Raw genomic sequence first — 13,861 nt, forward strand, 5'->3', positions numbered from 1 at the left:
GTGAACACAGTCCCCTGGTTGACGATCCTGCTCATCGTCCCGGCCGCGGGGGCGGTGGTCGTCGCCGCCCTGCCGCGGCGCCTCGCCACGCTCGCCAAGCAGCTCACCCTCGGCCTCACGCTCGCGGTCCTGGTGCTCGCCGTGCTCGCGACCTTCGCCTACGACCCCGACAAGGCCGGCTTCCAGTTCGGCCAGTCCTACGACTGGATCTCCACGTTCGGCATCTCCTACTCGGTCGGGGCCGACGGCATCTCGCTGGTGCTGATGTTGCTGGCCGCGCTGCTGGTGCCGGTCGTGGTGCTGTCGTCGTGGGACGAGGTCGACGGCGGCGCCCCGGGCGGCGGGCGCGTCCCCGCTCCCACGGTCGCCCCCGACGCCACCGGCGGCGTCGACCGGTTTGATGGCGGTGGCGGCCTGGGTGGCGGTGGTGGCCTGGGTGGCGGTGGCGGGCTGGGTGACGGTGGCGGGTCGGGTGGGACCGCGGTCGCGCTGGCCGCCCCGGCGCGGACCGCGACGGCCCCGCCGGTCGTCACGCGGGACGAGGTCGCCGAAAGGCACGGCCGGCGCTCGGTGCCGGCGTTCTTCGCGCTGCTGCTCGCCCTGGAAGCCGGGATGATCGGCGTGTTCGCCGCGACCGACGTCTTCCTGTTCTACGTCTTCTTCGAGGCGATGCTGATCCCGATGTACTTCCTCATCGGCAGCTACGGCCCGGTGAAGGAGCAGGCGCAGCGTTCCTACGCGGCGGTGAAGTTCCTGGTCTACAGCCTGTTCGGCGGCCTGCTCATGCTCGCCGCGGTGATCGGGCTGTACGTCGTGTCCGCGGACAACCTCGGGCACGGCACGTTCGACTTCGCCACCCTGCGGCAGATGGAGATCACTCCCGGGGTACAGAAGCTGCTGTTCCTCGGGTTCTTCGTCGCATTCGCCATCAAGGCCCCGCTGTTCCCGTTCCACACCTGGCTGCCCGACGCGGGCGCCCAGTCGCCCACCGGCGGCGCGGTACTGCTCGTCGGTGTGCTGGACAAGGTCGGGACCTTCGGGTTGATCCGCTACTGCATCCCGCTGTTCCCGGACGCCGCGGACTACTTCGCCCCGCTGGTGCTGGGCCTGGCGGTCGTCGGGATCTTCTACGGGGCGCTGCTGGCCATCGGGCAACGAGATATGAAACGTCTCGTCGCGTACACCTCGCTCGCCCACTTCGGCTTCATCGCGCTGGGTCTGTTCGCCTTCACCAGCCAGGCCGGCACCGGTGCGGTGCTCTACATGGTCAACCACGGGCTCTCGACGGGGCTGCTGTTCCTGGTCGTCGGCTTCCTGGTGACCCGACGGGGCAGCCGCGACGTCGGCGCCTACGGCGGGCTGGCCAAGGTGACGCCGGTGCTCGCCGGGGTCTTCCTCCTCGCCGGGCTGTCGTCGCTGGCGCTGCCCGGGACGAACAGTTTCGTCAGCGAGTTCCTCGTCCTGGTCGGCACGTTCACGGCGAACAAGCCGCTGGCGATCGTGGCGACCTGCGGCATCGTGCTCGCGGCGATCTACGTGCTGTACCTGTACCAGCGGACGATGACCGGCCCGGTCGTCCACGAGGAGAACAGGGTCCTGCACGACCTCGGCCTGCGCGAGAAGGTCGTCGTGGCCCCGCTGGTCGCGCTCATCGTCGCCCTGGGGGTGTACCCGAAGCCGCTGCTTGACATCATCAGGCCGACGGTGACGGCGACCTACGCCGACATCGGCAAGTCCGATCCGGCACCGACCCATCCCGCGGCCGCCCATCCCGGGGCGACCCATCCCGGGGCGACCCATCCCGCCGCGACGCAGCCCGGAGGCCACTCGTGAGCGCCGATTCGACCATCCTGCTGGCGCAGGCGCCGAAGTTCACGCCGCCGTCGATCGAGTACTCCTCGTTGAGCCCGCTGCTCATCGTCTTCGTGGTGGCGCTGGTCGGGGTGCTCGTCGACGCCTTCGCCCCGCGCGCGGCGCGCCACGTCATCCAGCCGATCCTGGCCGGGGGCGGGTTCATCGCGGCGCTGGTCGCGGTCGCGGTGCTGCATGGCCGGCACGCGGTGCTCGCGTCACGCGCAGTGGCGATCGACGCGCCGACGCTGTTCATGCAGGGCACGATCCTGGTCTTCGCGCTGCTGTCGGTGCTGCTCGTGGCCGAGCGCCGGCTCGACTCCTCCGGCGGCGCGATCGTCGCCTCCGCGGCGATCACGCCCGGCTCGAAGGGCTCGACCGCGCAGCAGACCTCCACGCACATGCAGACCGAGGCGTACCCGCTGATGGTCTTCTCGGTCACCGGCATGATGCTTTTCGTCGCCTCGAACAACCTGCTGGTGATGTTCGTGGCGCTGGAGATCCTGTCGCTGCCGCTGTATCTGCTGGCCGGGCTGGCCCGGCGCAGGCGCCTGCTCTCGCAGGAGGCGGCGATGAAGTACTTCCTGCTCGGAGCATTCTCCTCGGCGTTTTTTCTCTACGGTGTGGCGTTCGCCTACGGATTTGCCGGCAGCGTGGAGCTCGGCAAGATCGCCGATGCGGTCGGTGACGCCGGAAAGAACGATCTCTACCTCTACCTCTCGCTTGCCCTGCTGGCCGTCGGCCTGTTCTTCAAGATCGGCGCCGCGCCGTTCCACTCGTGGACGCCCGACGTCTACCAGGGATCGCCGACCCCGGTGACCGCGTTCATGGCCGCCGGGACCAAGGTCGCCGCCTTCGGTGCCCTGCTGCGAGTCTTCTACGTCGCCTTCGGCGGCCTGCGGTGGGACTGGCGGCCGGTGCTGTGGACCGTGGCGATCCTCACGATGGTCGTCGGCGCGGTGCTGGCGCTGACCCAGCGCGACATCAAGCGGATGCTGGCCTACTCGGCGATCGCCCACGCCGGCTTCCTGCTCGTGGGGCTCGCCGGCACCAACACCGACGGCCTGCGCGGCTCGATGTTCTACCTGGTCACCTACGGCTTCACCACGATCGCCGCGTTCGCCGTGGTCTCGCTGGTGCGCACGGGCGACGGCGAGGCCAGCGACCTGTCCCAGTGGCGGGGCCTCGGCCGCACCTCGCCGCTGCTGGCCGGCACGTTCTCCTTCCTCCTGCTTGCGCTCGCCGGCATCCCGCTGACCAGCGGCTTCACCGGGAAGTTCGCCGTGTTCCAGGCGGCGATCGAGGGCGACGCGACCCCCCTGGTGGTCGTGGCGCTGGTCTGCAGCGCGATCGCGGCCTTCTTCTACGTGCGGGTGATCGTGCTGATGTTCTTCTCGGAGCCGCTCGCCGAGGGGCCCGTGGTGGTCACCCGGCCGACCCTGACGTTCGCCACGGTCGGCATCGGCACCGTGGCGACGCTTGTCCTGGGAGTAGCGCCACAGCCCCTTCTGGACCTCGCGAATACCGCGGCGACGTCCGGCTTCGTACGCTGACGGTGGTATGAGCGCTATCGGGCTGGACGTCGTGGGGATCAGGACCGATCCTGATCTGGAAAAAGCCGTGCGAGATGGGCTTGGTCAGGTGGAGGAGCTGCTACGAGCATCTGTGCGCAGCGAGTTCTCCTTCGTGACCGAGACCTCGCGGCATCTCGTCGATGCGGGGGGTAAACGCTTCCGCCCCATCGTCGTGCTGCTGGCGGCGCAGTTCGCCGATCCGCACGCCCCCGGGGTGGTGCCGGCGGCCGTCGCGATCGAACTCACCCATCTGTCGACGCTGTACCACGACGACGTGATGGACGAGGCCCCCCGCCGCCGGGGAGCGGCGTCCGCCAACGCCCGCTGGACGAACACGGTCGCGATCCTCACCGGCGACTACCTGTTCGCCCGCGCCTCCGACATCACCGCGGACCTGGGCCCCGCGGCGACCCGGATCCTCGCCCGGACGATCGCGACCCTCTGCGAGGGCCAGATCCGTGAGACCGTCGGCCCCGCCCCCGACCAGGACCCGGTCGAGCACTACCTGCGGGTGGTCACGGAGAAGACCGCCTCGCTGATCGCCACCTCCGGCCGACTCGGCGCGATGCTCGCCGGCGCGGACCCGGTCACCGTCGACACCCTGGCGACCTTCGGCGAGCTGTTCGGGGTGGCCTTCCAGCTTTCCGACGACATCATCGACGTCGCCTCCGACCCGGCCGACTCCGGCAAGACCCCCGGCACCGACCTGCGGGAGGGCATCCCCACCCTGCCGGTGCTCTACGCGCTGCAGGCCGACGACCGGCCCGCCGCCCGGCTGCGGGAGCTGATCAACTCGGACTTCGCCGCCGGGGGCGGGAATCCGGAGGAGGGCGTCGCGGAGGCGATCGAGCTGCTGCGCGCACACGAGGGGATGGCCAGGGCGCGCCAGGAGCTCGTCACCTGGTCGACCCGCGCCCGGGAGTGCCTGGCGCCGCTGTCGGACAACGGGGCGAAGGCGGCGCTGGAGTCCCTCGCCGACTTCGTCATCGACCGCACCGGCTGACGCCCCGGCCCCGCCGGCACCCCGCCCCGCCGCGGGGCAGCACCGCGCCGCGCCGGAGCGGACGCCGCGCTCCGGGACAGGAGCGGGCGCCCCGGCGCAGTGGCGGCCGCCCCGGAGAGGGCGGCTGTGCGACTAGTGAGCGGCGTGGGCCGTGATCGGCGTGCTGCTGGACCGTTGCGCCGGAACCCCCGACGACGTGGACGCCGACGACGTGGTGGCGGTCGAACCGGACGAGGACGAGGACGGGGCGCTGAACCAGGAGCCGAGCAGCGGCTCCACATCGATCGGATGGAACGGCAGCGCACCGGTGCCCGGGGACGCGGTGGTGCTCGGCGTGGCCGACGGACTCACCGCCGGGCTGGTGGCTTCGCCATCGTCGGACGCCGACGGGGTCGCCGTGGTGGTCGGGGCCGCCGTGGCGGAGGCGCCCGTCACGGTGCCGGCGCTCGGCGCGATGGACCGTAGATCGGTCGGCCCGGTCGTCGGCTGGTCCCGTGGAGTCAGGGAGATGATCGGAATCGGGGCGGTGGTGGGGCCCAACGCGACCGTGGTGACCGCACTCGACCCCGACGCGCCGGAACCGCCGGTCCCGCTGCCCGCTCTGTCGGCGCTCGGCGCAAGCGCGGCCCGCGGCGGCGAACTCTGCGTGCGGTCCCGCGACGCCTGGGACTGCGACGCGCCGTAGGCGAGGGTGTCCGTGCCGCTGTACTGGATCCGCGACGCCTCGCCGGCGTTGGGGACCGCCGCGCCGCCACCCCCGTCGCCCCCGAAGGCCACTCCGGCGACCAGCGCCGACAGCCCGGCCAGCGAGGCGGTGCCGGCGGCGGCCAGGCGCACCCGCCCGTTGCCGCGCCGGATGGGGGCGCGATGGGCACCCGGCACACGCTCGGCCGGCGCGTGGTTGCGGGCGGCCGCCGATGGCCCGCTGCGCCGGGGACCGGTGGGCGTCCGGCTGGTGGTGGGCATCCGGCTGGCGGTGAAGGATGCGCCGAAGGAGGGGCTCATCAGCCGCGAGGAGGCTGCGAACCGGGAGCCCTGCTCCCAGGAGGGCACGTCGTGCGCCGGGAAGTCCGACCATCGGCCGTCCTCGAACCGGCCGTCCTCGTCGAACTGGCCGTGCTCGAACCGGCCGTCCTCGAGCCGGCCGTCCTCGAGCCGGCCGTCCTCGCCGAGGCGATCGCCCGCGGCGAACCGGTCGTCCTCATCGAACCGATCGTCCGGGTAGAACCGGTTGTCCGCGGCGAAGCGGCCGTCAGTGTCGAACTGGTCGTCCGCGTGGAACCGGTCGCCCTCGTCGAACTGGTTGCCGGCGTCGAACCGGTCGGCGTCGAAGCCCGCGTTCGGGGACGGGCCGGTGTGGAAGCGATCCTCCGCGTCGAATCCGTCCGCGGCGTCGTACCAGTCGTCCGAGTCGTGCCATGTGCCTGTTCCGTACACACCGTCCGCGCCGTACCGGTCATCGTCGAGCCGGTCGTCCGCGGGGGACTGGCCACCTGCCACCCCGTCGCCGTCGCCGTCGAACCGGCTCTCGCCCTGGAAGTCTCCGAGCGAGTCGGCCTCGTACCGGTCGGCCTCGTACCGGTCGGCGTCGTACCGGTCGGCGTCGTACTGGTCGGGCTCATCCTGGTCGTTGTCGTACCGGTCGTCGTCCTGCCGGTCGGTGCCGAACCGGCCGCCCGCGGTGAATCGGCCGTGTCTCGGCCAGCCACGCCGCTGCCCGTCCGCGGGGTGGTCGTCCCAGCCGGGTGCGGACTGACGGGCCTGGCGGGCGGTGGTGCTGACCGACAGCGGGCCGGTGAGGGTGTCGAGCTCGCCGGGTGGGGCGAACGGGGGCCGCGGCGGGATTCGCCGCACGGTCGGGGTGGCTGCGGGGCCGTACCAGCCGCCGGAGCGGTCCGAAGTGTCCCAGGCCGCGGCGGTCCCGGTGGGGGGCGTGGGAGCGTAGGCACGCTCGTCGAAGCCGAGCGGGGTCCGGGCGGCCGGACGGCGCGGGGCGGCACCGCGGGAATGCCGGCCGGCGGAGTGGCTACCCACGGTGGCCCCCGGCGGGCAGCAGCGCCTCGGGCCCGGCCGGCCGGGCATCATGGCCAGCCCGAGAGCAGGGCCGTCGCAAACAGGCCGCCTCGGCGGCATGGTCGGTGCCCACCGACGAACGCGGACTGGCCGCGGACCGCGGGCTGAGGGCTCGATGACCCCGCACTACGCCTCCGGCTGCATTGGTGTTGTGAGCCCCCCCGGGCCACACGGCACCCCCACGCGCAATCTGACCTTACCCGACCTGATCGGAGCAGCAAATACCGGACTTATCCGAACTAACTAGTTAAAGGTTAGTGCGAGGGAGGATGGTCCGTGGCCGGAACGGCGTCGTCGGACCGCTCCGCAGCCCATTCCGGCGCATGGTCGTGCTCCATCGGGACGAGTCCTGGCCGCCGTGGCCGTCCGGGCGCCGACCCGGTGGGCATGCGTGGGCGGGGCAGGCCGGGCCGTTCGCGCCGAAGCTCGCTCGGCAGCCGGCCGCGGCCGGCGGGACGGCGGGATGGTGAGACGGCAGCGCGCGGGCCGGCGGGCGGAGTCCTGGCCGGGCACCGCTTTCGGGGTCCCCCGCTGGTCCCCGGGACGGCCGTTCGGGTGCCCCCGGGGGGATCCCCAGAGCGGCCGGGGCGCCGGAACGCCGGGGCGCTGAAGCGCTGAAGCGCAGAAGCGCCAGAATGCCGAAAGGCCGGGGCGGCGTCGATGCGCGCGCCCCGGCCTTCCTACCGGTCTGCTGGTCGGCCGGGCCACTCGGCTGGCCGAGCGGCCCGGCCGATCCGGTGGGCTCCCGGATCGGGTTGGCGGTCGGCCGGCGGGTGCCGGCCGGTAGTGCCGACCAGACCCGGCGGCCACACGTGGATCAGTCGATGGTCCAGGTCTCCCCACCGGAGATCAGCGACATGAGGTCGCCCTCGCCCTGCCGGGCCCGAGCGTCGCTGATCTGCGTGTTGAGCGCCTCGTCGTACGTGGGTGCGTCGACGCTGCGGAAGATCCCGATGGGCGTCACCCCGTGCGTGTCGCCGGTGAGCCGGGACAGCGCGAAGGACTGGCTCGGGTCCGCCGCGGCGGCGTCGTGGACGAGGACGCCGGGGCTGCCCGCGGGCACGACCTCCAGGCTGCCGTCCGCCGCGCGGCGGATCGCCTTGTCGCCCTCGGCGCCGAAGACGAGCGGCTCGCCGTGGGTGAGCTTCAACGTCGCGTCGTCGCGGCTCGACCGGTCCTTCAGCGTGTCGAAGGCGCCGTCGTTGAAGATGTTGCAGTTCTGGAAGATCTCGACGAACGCGGTGCCCGGGTGCTCCGCCGCGGCGCGCAGCACCGAGGTCAGGTGCGCCCGGTCGGAGTCGATCGACCGCCCGACGAAGGTGGCCTCCGCACCGAGTGCCAGCGACACCGGGTTGTACGGCCGGTCCAGCGAGCCGAACGGCGTCGACTTGGTGATCTTGCCGACCTCGGAGGTGGGCGAGTACTGGCCCTTGGTCAGACCGTAGATCCGGTTGTTGAACATGAGGATCTTGAGGTTGACGTTGCGGCGCAGCGCGTGCAGCAGGTGGTTGCCGCCGATGGACAGCGCGTCGCCGTCTCCGGTGACCACCCAGACCGACAGGTCCGGTCGCGAGGTGGCGAGGCCGGTGGCGATCGCCGGCGCACGACCGTGGATGGAGTGCATCCCGTAGGTCTGCAGGTAGTACGGGAACCGCGAGGAGCAGCCGATTCCCGAGATGAAGGCGATGTTCTCGCGGGCGACCCCGAGCTCGGGGAGGAAGCCCTGGACGGTGGCGAGGATGGCGTAGTCACCGCAGCCCGGGCACCAGCGCACCTCCTGGTCGGAGGTGAAGTCCTTGCGGCTCTGCTGGGCCGGCGCGGCCGGCACCAGGTCGAGCAGCCGATTGCTGATACCGGTGTGGTTCGTCGTGACGGTCACTGGTTGATCACGTCCTCCAAGACGCCGGCCAGCTCCGCCGCCTTGAACGGCAGCCCGCGGACCTGGTTGTAGCCGATCGCATCGACAAGGAACTCGGCCCGGATCAACGTCCGAAGCTGGCCGAGGTTCATCTCGGGGATCAGCACCTTGTCGTACGACCGCAGGATCTCCCCGGTGTTGGCCGGGAAGGGGTTGAGATGGCGCAGGTGCGCCTGGGCGACGTGCAGGCCCTTGGCGCGGACCCGCCGGCAGCCGGCTGCGATCGGGCCGTAGGTGGAGCCCCAGCCGAGCACGAGCACGCGTGCCTGCCCGGAGGGATCCTCCACCTCCAGCGGGGGGATGTCGTTCGCGATGCCGGCGACCTTGGCCGCGCGCAGGCGAACCATCCGGTCGTGGTTGGCCGGGTCGTAGGAGATGTTCCCCTGCCCGTCGGACTTCTCGATGCCGCCGATGCGGTGCTCGAGACCCGGCGTGCCGGGAACCGCCCACGGCCGGGCGAGCGTCTCCGGGTCGCGCAGATAGGGCCAGAACTCCGGCCCCTTCGGCCCGGTGTGGTTCGGCTCGGTGGTGAAGGCGACCGTCAGGTCCGGCAGCGCCTCGCGCTTCGGCAGCAACCACGGCTCGGAGCCGTTGGCGAGGTAGCCGTCGGAGAGCAGGAACACCGGCGTGCGGTACTTCGTCGCGAGCCGGGCGGCCTCGACCGCGGCGTCGAAGCAGTCCCCGGGCGAGCGGGGCGCCACGATCGGCACGGGGGCCTCGCCGTTGCGGCCGAACATCGCCTGCAGCAGGTCGGCCTGCTCGGTCTTGGTCGGCAGCCCGGTCGACGGCCCGCCACGCTGGATGTCGACGACGACCAGTGGTAGCTCAAGGCTCACCGCCAGACCGATGGTCTCGCTCTTGAGCGCGACTCCGGGACCCGAGGTCGTGGTGATGCCCAGCGAGCCGCCGAAGGACGCGCCCAGCGCGGCACCGATCCCGGCGATCTCGTCCTCCGCCTGGAACGTCCGCACGCCGAACCGCTTGTGCTTGCTCAGCTCGTGCAGGATGTCCGAGGCGGGGGTGATCGGGTAGGACCCGAGGAACACCGGCAGGCCGGTCAGCTCGCCGGCCGCGATCAGCCCGTAGGACAGGGCGAGATTGCCCGTGATGCGCCGGTAGGTACCGGACTTCATCCGGGCCGGCGCCACCTCGTAGGTGACGGTGAAGGACTCGGTGGTCTCGCCGTAGTTGAACCCGGCACGGAAGGCCGCGATGTTGGCCGCGGCGATCTCCGGCCGCTTCGCGAACTTCTTCTCCAGGAAACCGACGGTGCCCTCCGTCGGACGGTGGTACAGCCAGCTCATGAGGCCCAGGGCGAACATGTTCTTCGCCCGCTCGGCCTCCTTCTTGTTGACTGAGCCGGCGGTCTCCTCCGCGGCGTGCACCGCGTTGATGGTCATCGAGGTCAGGGGGACCCGATGCACCAGGTAGGGGTCCAGCGTGCCGTCCGTCAGCGGGTCTGTCGCATAGCCCGCCTTCTTGAGGTTTCCGCCCGTGAACGCGTCCGTGTTGACGATGAGATTCGCACCGGGAGGCAGATCCTTGAGATTCGCCTTCAACGCGGCGGGATTCATCGCTACCAGGACGTCCGGTGCGTCACCCGGGGTGAGGATGTCGTGATCGGAAAAATGTAGTTGGAATCCGGATACACCGGCCGGGGTGCCGGCTGGGGCACGGATTTCGGCGGGAAAGTCCGGGAGCGTCGACAGGTCGTTGCCGAACGTGGCCGTCTCGCTGGTGAACTGCTCTCCGGTGAGCTGCATACCGTCGCCGGAGTCGCCCGCAAAGCGCACGACCACCCGGTCGAGCCGGCGGGTCTCCCTCTCCCTGACCTGCTCAGACACCTTCAGTAACCTCCTCGGGTACCACACCAGCCTACCGGCTGTAGCAATGGGACGCGTGCGGCGTGCCGGGCCGACCGATCGCACGCGGTGGCCCGACGATCAGACCCGAATCTGTTGATCTCGGCGTGCTCTGGCTGAGAGTGATTGCCTGTCAACTCTGTGTATGTCTGCCCCTGTCCTGACGGTCGGCTGCTGCCACCCGTGTCCGGATGGTCGGGTGCGTCGCCCGCCCGGCGGGTGCGGGCGGTACGGATTCAATACGCTTCCGGGCGGCTTTCCATACAGATCTGGTCGGGCGGCCTGTCGGCGAATAGACACATTCGCAACTTTGTTTCGATTACTCCATGTGCGCGACTCGCTATCTTCCGTTGCCGCCGCGGTGGGAGCCGCACCACGCAGCGTATCGGTCGCAAGGCACGGGCCGGATGGTGCCGAGGTGCCAGCGCGACCGGCGCGACCGGCGCGTGGGCGGGGGAGCAGCATCGCAGCCATGACCTCGCACCCCCGCCCGGCCCGACCCCGCCCGGCCCGACCCGGTCCGACGCGGAGACGGCCGGAGCAGGACTCTTCCGAGGGTCGGCACCGGGAGACGGTCGGGCTGGTCGGGGCTGGTCGGGCCGGCAGCGCCGTCGCCCTCGCCCTGGCCGCCGCGGGGCACCCGGTGGTGGCGGTGACCAGCAGGTCCACCCACGGCCGCGCCGACGCGGCGGCTCGGTTCCCGGCCGCGCGGATCGGCTCGGTGCCGCAGGTGGCACCGGTGTTGCGGGCGGCCGAGGTGCTGCTCGTCGCCGTCCCGGACGACGCGATCGCACCGGTGACCGCCGAGCTCGTGGCCGCGGACGCCGTGCGGGCGGAGCAGATCCTCGTGCATCTCAGCGGCCGGCACGGGCTGGGTGTGCTCGGCGCCGCCACCGCCACGGGCGCGGTCCGGATGGCACTGCACCCGATCATGACGCTGCCCGAGGCGGTGGGGGACCCCGACACGTTCGCCGGGGTGCCGTTCGGCATCACCGCGGACCCGGGTGCCGAGGCCCGGGCTCGGGGGCTCGTCGCCGACGTCGGCGGCATCCCCCTGCTGATCGAGGACGACCGGCGTGATCTCTACCACGCCGCGCTGGTCCTCGGTGGCAACTTTCTGACCAGCCTGACCGTGGCCGCCCAACAGACGCTCGCGGCGGCGGGCGTCGCCGATCCGGGCGCCGCCCTCGCCCCCCTGCTGCGGGCGTCCCTGGACAACGCCCTCACCGGTGGCTGGCCGGCGTCGACCGGTCCGGTCCGCCGGGGCGATCTCGGCACCGTCCGAGCCCACCTGCGGGCGTTGGACACCGCGGATCCGGCGGTCGCGGACGTCTACCGGGCACTGGTCGCCTTCACCGCCGGTGGCCTTGAACGGGCCGGTCTGCTCGAGGCGTCGGTGGCCGACCGGCTGCGCGCGGGTGCGGCCGGCCACACGGCGCCCGGGAACGATGGTGCGCAGTCCCCGCGTTGAACAGCTCGTACCGGCTCGACAGGACGGACACCGGATCGCCATGCCACACCGCCACCTCAACGGTCTGAAGACCGCGCTGCTGCTCGGCGTGCTCTCCGCAGCCATCCTGCTGGTGGGGTCCCTGTTCGGGCGGGGTGGCCTGCTCGTCGCGCTGGTGCTCGCGCTCGCGATGAACGGCTTCTCCTACTTCTTCTCGGATCGCATCGCCCTGCGGGCGATGCGGGCCTATCCGGTCACCCAGGTCGAACAGCCGCGGCTGTACGCCATCGTCGGGGAGCTCGCCCGCAATGCCCGCATGCCGATGCCTCGGCTGTACCTGAGCCCCACCGGCTCGCCCAACGCCTTCGCCACCGGCCGCAATCCGGGGAATGCGGCGGTCTGCTGTACCGAGGGCATCCTGGCGCTGATGGACGATCGCGAGCTGCGCGGCGTCCTCGGGCACGAACTCAGTCATGTGTACAACCGCGACATTCTGATCGCCTCGGTCGCCGGCGCCCTCGCGAGCGTCATCGTGTACCTCGCCAACATGGCCCAGTTCCTGGCCATCTTCGGCGGGCGGGACGAGGAGAACGGCCCGGGCATCTTCGAGCTGTTGCTGCTGATGATTCTCGGTCCGGCCGCAGCGTCGATCATCCAGCTCGCCATCAGCCGCTCCCGGGAGTACCAGGCCGACGAGTCGGGCGCGACGCTCACCGGCGACCCGCTCGGCCTGGCCAGCGCGCTGCGCAAGCTGGAGGCGGGCGCGTCCGCCCGGCCGCTGCCGCAGAACTCGAAGCTGGGGCCCGCGGCCGCGCTGATGATTGCCAATCCGTTCCGCGGCGGCGGGGTGGGCCGGCTGTTCTCAACCCATCCGCCCATGAACGAGCGAATCGCCCGGCTGGAACAGCTCGCGCGTATGAATCCCTATCGCTGACGCGTAACGGACCGCAGTGTTGCCTGTAGTGGCATCGTCGTATTACAGTGGATGACTCAGAGTAAACTTGCACCGTCGGCCGCGTATCGCGGACGGTAGCCGGGAACCTCGTTGTTCCACGGCCACGACGGCGGCGGAGCGAACCCCCCAGGTTCCGCCGCAGGCACCCCGCCCGAAACCCCCCATCGGGCGGGGTGCGCCGTTTCCGCGTACGGACGGACCTCAGCGGTAGTTGACGAACTGGAGCGGAACCTCGAAGTCCTCGGCCTTCAGGAGCTGGATCACCCGCTGCAGGTCGTCCCGCTTCTTCCCGGTGACGCGCAGCTGGTCGCCCTGAATCTGGGCCTGTACCCCCTTGGGGCCATCCGCCCGGATCTTCTTGGCGATCGCCCGGGCCTTGTCGTCCGCGATGCCCTGCTGGACGGTCACCGACAGGCGGAACTCCTTGCCCGAGGGCTTGGGCTCGTCGAACGACAGCGCCTTGAGCGAGATGCCGCGTTTGACGAACTTCTCCTGCAGGACGTCGAGCACCGCCTTGACCCGCTCGTCGGTGTTCGCTACGAGCAGAATCGACTCGCCGGACAGGGTGGCCGACGCGCCCGTGTCGCGGAAGTCGAAGCGGGTTCGGATCTCCTTGGCTGTCTGGTTGACGGCGTTGTCTATCTCCTGTTCGTCGACTTTGCTGACGATGTCGAAGGACGGGTCTGCCACGTGCGCGGACCTCCAGTTCGATTCGGGAGGGGATGTCTGGCCGAGCGAGGGTGTCGAGTCAGGCACCGTACGTGGTCATCACGGGCGGTACCCGCCTCGGGGGACGGTCACTCGCCGTTGTATTCGATCGACGACAGCCTTGCAGGACGGTCCCGCCGTCCCGGTGGTCCCGCGGGACCGGTATGCTCCTCCACGAAGGCAGGTTGCCCGAGCGGCCAAAGGGAACGGTCTGTAAAACCGTCGGCTCAGCCTACGATGGTTCGAATCCATCACCTGCCACCATCCCCGGGTTCGACCCGGGGCACGTACCGCCCTCAGGCCCGGAGCGACGCTCCGGGCCTGCTTGTTTCCGGGCTCGGTTGCGGTCCGGAAGGGGACCGCGTGGGGCCCATCTCGCGGCGATGCGCGGTCCCCGTCATCACCGGTGCCACGGTGCACGCGACGGGAGGGCAGCGCCTCGTCTGACTCTGACCGGCGGGCGACGC

General features: G+C 71.1%; 9 protein-coding genes and 1 tRNA gene. 6 read left to right on the plus strand and 4 right to left on the minus strand.

Annotated features, from left to right (window positions below; translation table 11 throughout):
* The 3 genes from FRAAL_RS04505 to FRAAL_RS04515 are packed head-to-tail and all read left to right on the plus strand — an operon-like array spanning nucleotide 1 to nucleotide 4,428.
* Entirely contained in the window at nucleotides 1-1,833 is a 1,833-nt protein-coding gene (locus FRAAL_RS04505; RefSeq protein ID WP_011602271.1) for an NADH-quinone oxidoreductase subunit M, read from the plus strand.
* Nucleotides 1,830-3,404 carry an NADH-quinone oxidoreductase subunit NuoN gene (gene nuoN / locus FRAAL_RS04510; protein ID WP_011602272.1) on the plus strand — a complete coding sequence of 525 codons (1,575 nt, stop codon included), beginning with the start codon at nucleotides 1,830-1,832 and terminating at the stop codon, nucleotides 3,402-3,404. Before FRAAL_RS04505 ends, nuoN begins: the two co-directional genes overlap by 4 nt.
* Before the next feature lie 7 nt (nucleotides 3,405-3,411).
* Nucleotides 3,412-4,428, plus strand: coding sequence for a polyprenyl synthetase family protein (locus FRAAL_RS04515; RefSeq protein ID WP_041938842.1), 1,017 nt, complete (start codon nucleotides 3,412-3,414; stop codon nucleotides 4,426-4,428).
* Nucleotides 4,429-4,560: 132 nt separating this feature from the next.
* Here the strand turns inward: FRAAL_RS04515 and FRAAL_RS04520 are convergent, their stop codons facing one another.
* From FRAAL_RS04520 to FRAAL_RS04535, 3 genes are all read right to left on the minus strand, one after another.
* Nucleotides 4,561-6,462, minus strand: a complete 1,902-nt coding sequence (locus FRAAL_RS04520; RefSeq protein WP_041938843.1) for a hypothetical protein — start codon at nucleotides 6,460-6,462, stop codon at nucleotides 4,561-4,563.
* An 856-nt stretch (nucleotides 6,463-7,318) separates the two neighbouring features.
* Complete coding sequence (locus tag FRAAL_RS04530) at nucleotides 7,319-8,380, minus strand: 2-oxoacid:ferredoxin oxidoreductase subunit beta (RefSeq protein WP_011602277.1); 1,062 nt, start codon at nucleotides 8,378-8,380, stop codon at nucleotides 7,319-7,321.
* A complete protein-coding gene (locus FRAAL_RS04535) occupies nucleotides 8,377-10,263 on the minus strand; it encodes a 2-oxoacid:acceptor oxidoreductase subunit alpha (RefSeq protein ID WP_041938845.1) in 1,887 nt (628 codons plus the stop codon). Before FRAAL_RS04535 ends, FRAAL_RS04530 begins: the two co-directional genes overlap by 4 nt.
* Nucleotides 10,264-10,753: 490 nt before the next feature.
* On the opposite strand from FRAAL_RS04535, the gene FRAAL_RS04540 reads away from it, so the two are divergent.
* Together FRAAL_RS04540 and htpX are read left to right on the plus strand one after the other, a co-directional pair.
* Entirely contained in the window at nucleotides 10,754-11,752 is a 999-nt protein-coding gene (locus FRAAL_RS04540; RefSeq protein ID WP_083866706.1) for a Rossmann-like and DUF2520 domain-containing protein, read from the plus strand.
* A 40-nt stretch (nucleotides 11,753-11,792) separates the two neighbouring features.
* Nucleotides 11,793-12,665 carry a zinc metalloprotease HtpX gene (htpX, locus tag FRAAL_RS04545; protein WP_011602280.1) on the plus strand — a complete coding sequence of 291 codons (873 nt, stop codon included), beginning with the start codon at nucleotides 11,793-11,795 and terminating at the stop codon, nucleotides 12,663-12,665.
* A 222-nt stretch (nucleotides 12,666-12,887) separates the two neighbouring features.
* On the opposite strand, the gene FRAAL_RS04550 is transcribed toward htpX, so the two are convergent.
* Nucleotides 12,888-13,376, minus strand: a complete 489-nt coding sequence (locus FRAAL_RS04550) for a YajQ family cyclic di-GMP-binding protein (RefSeq protein ID WP_011602281.1) — start codon at nucleotides 13,374-13,376, stop codon at nucleotides 12,888-12,890.
* A gap of 197 nt (nucleotides 13,377-13,573) precedes the next feature.
* On the opposite strand from FRAAL_RS04550, the gene FRAAL_RS04555 reads away from it, so the two are divergent.
* Nucleotides 13,574-13,658, plus strand: a tRNA-Tyr gene (locus FRAAL_RS04555).
* Nucleotides 13,659-13,861 lie beyond the last annotated feature (203 nt).

The organism is Frankia alni ACN14a, assembly GCF_000058485.1.
GTDB lineage: Bacteria > Actinomycetota > Actinomycetes > Frankiales > Frankiaceae > Frankia > Frankia alni.

Excerpts from the sequence above, each read along its gene's own strand:
- FRAAL_RS04515 (WP_041938842.1), top strand. The coding sequence starts at position 3,412 with ATGAGCGCTATCGGGCTGGACGTCGTGGGGATCAGGACCGATCCTGAT.
- FRAAL_RS04540 (WP_083866706.1), top strand. The coding sequence starts at position 10,754 with ATGACCTCGCACCCCCGCCCGGCCCGACCCCGCCCGGCCCGACCCGGT.
- htpX (WP_011602280.1), top strand. The coding sequence starts at position 11,793 with ATGCCACACCGCCACCTCAACGGTCTGAAGACCGCGCTGCTGCTCGGC.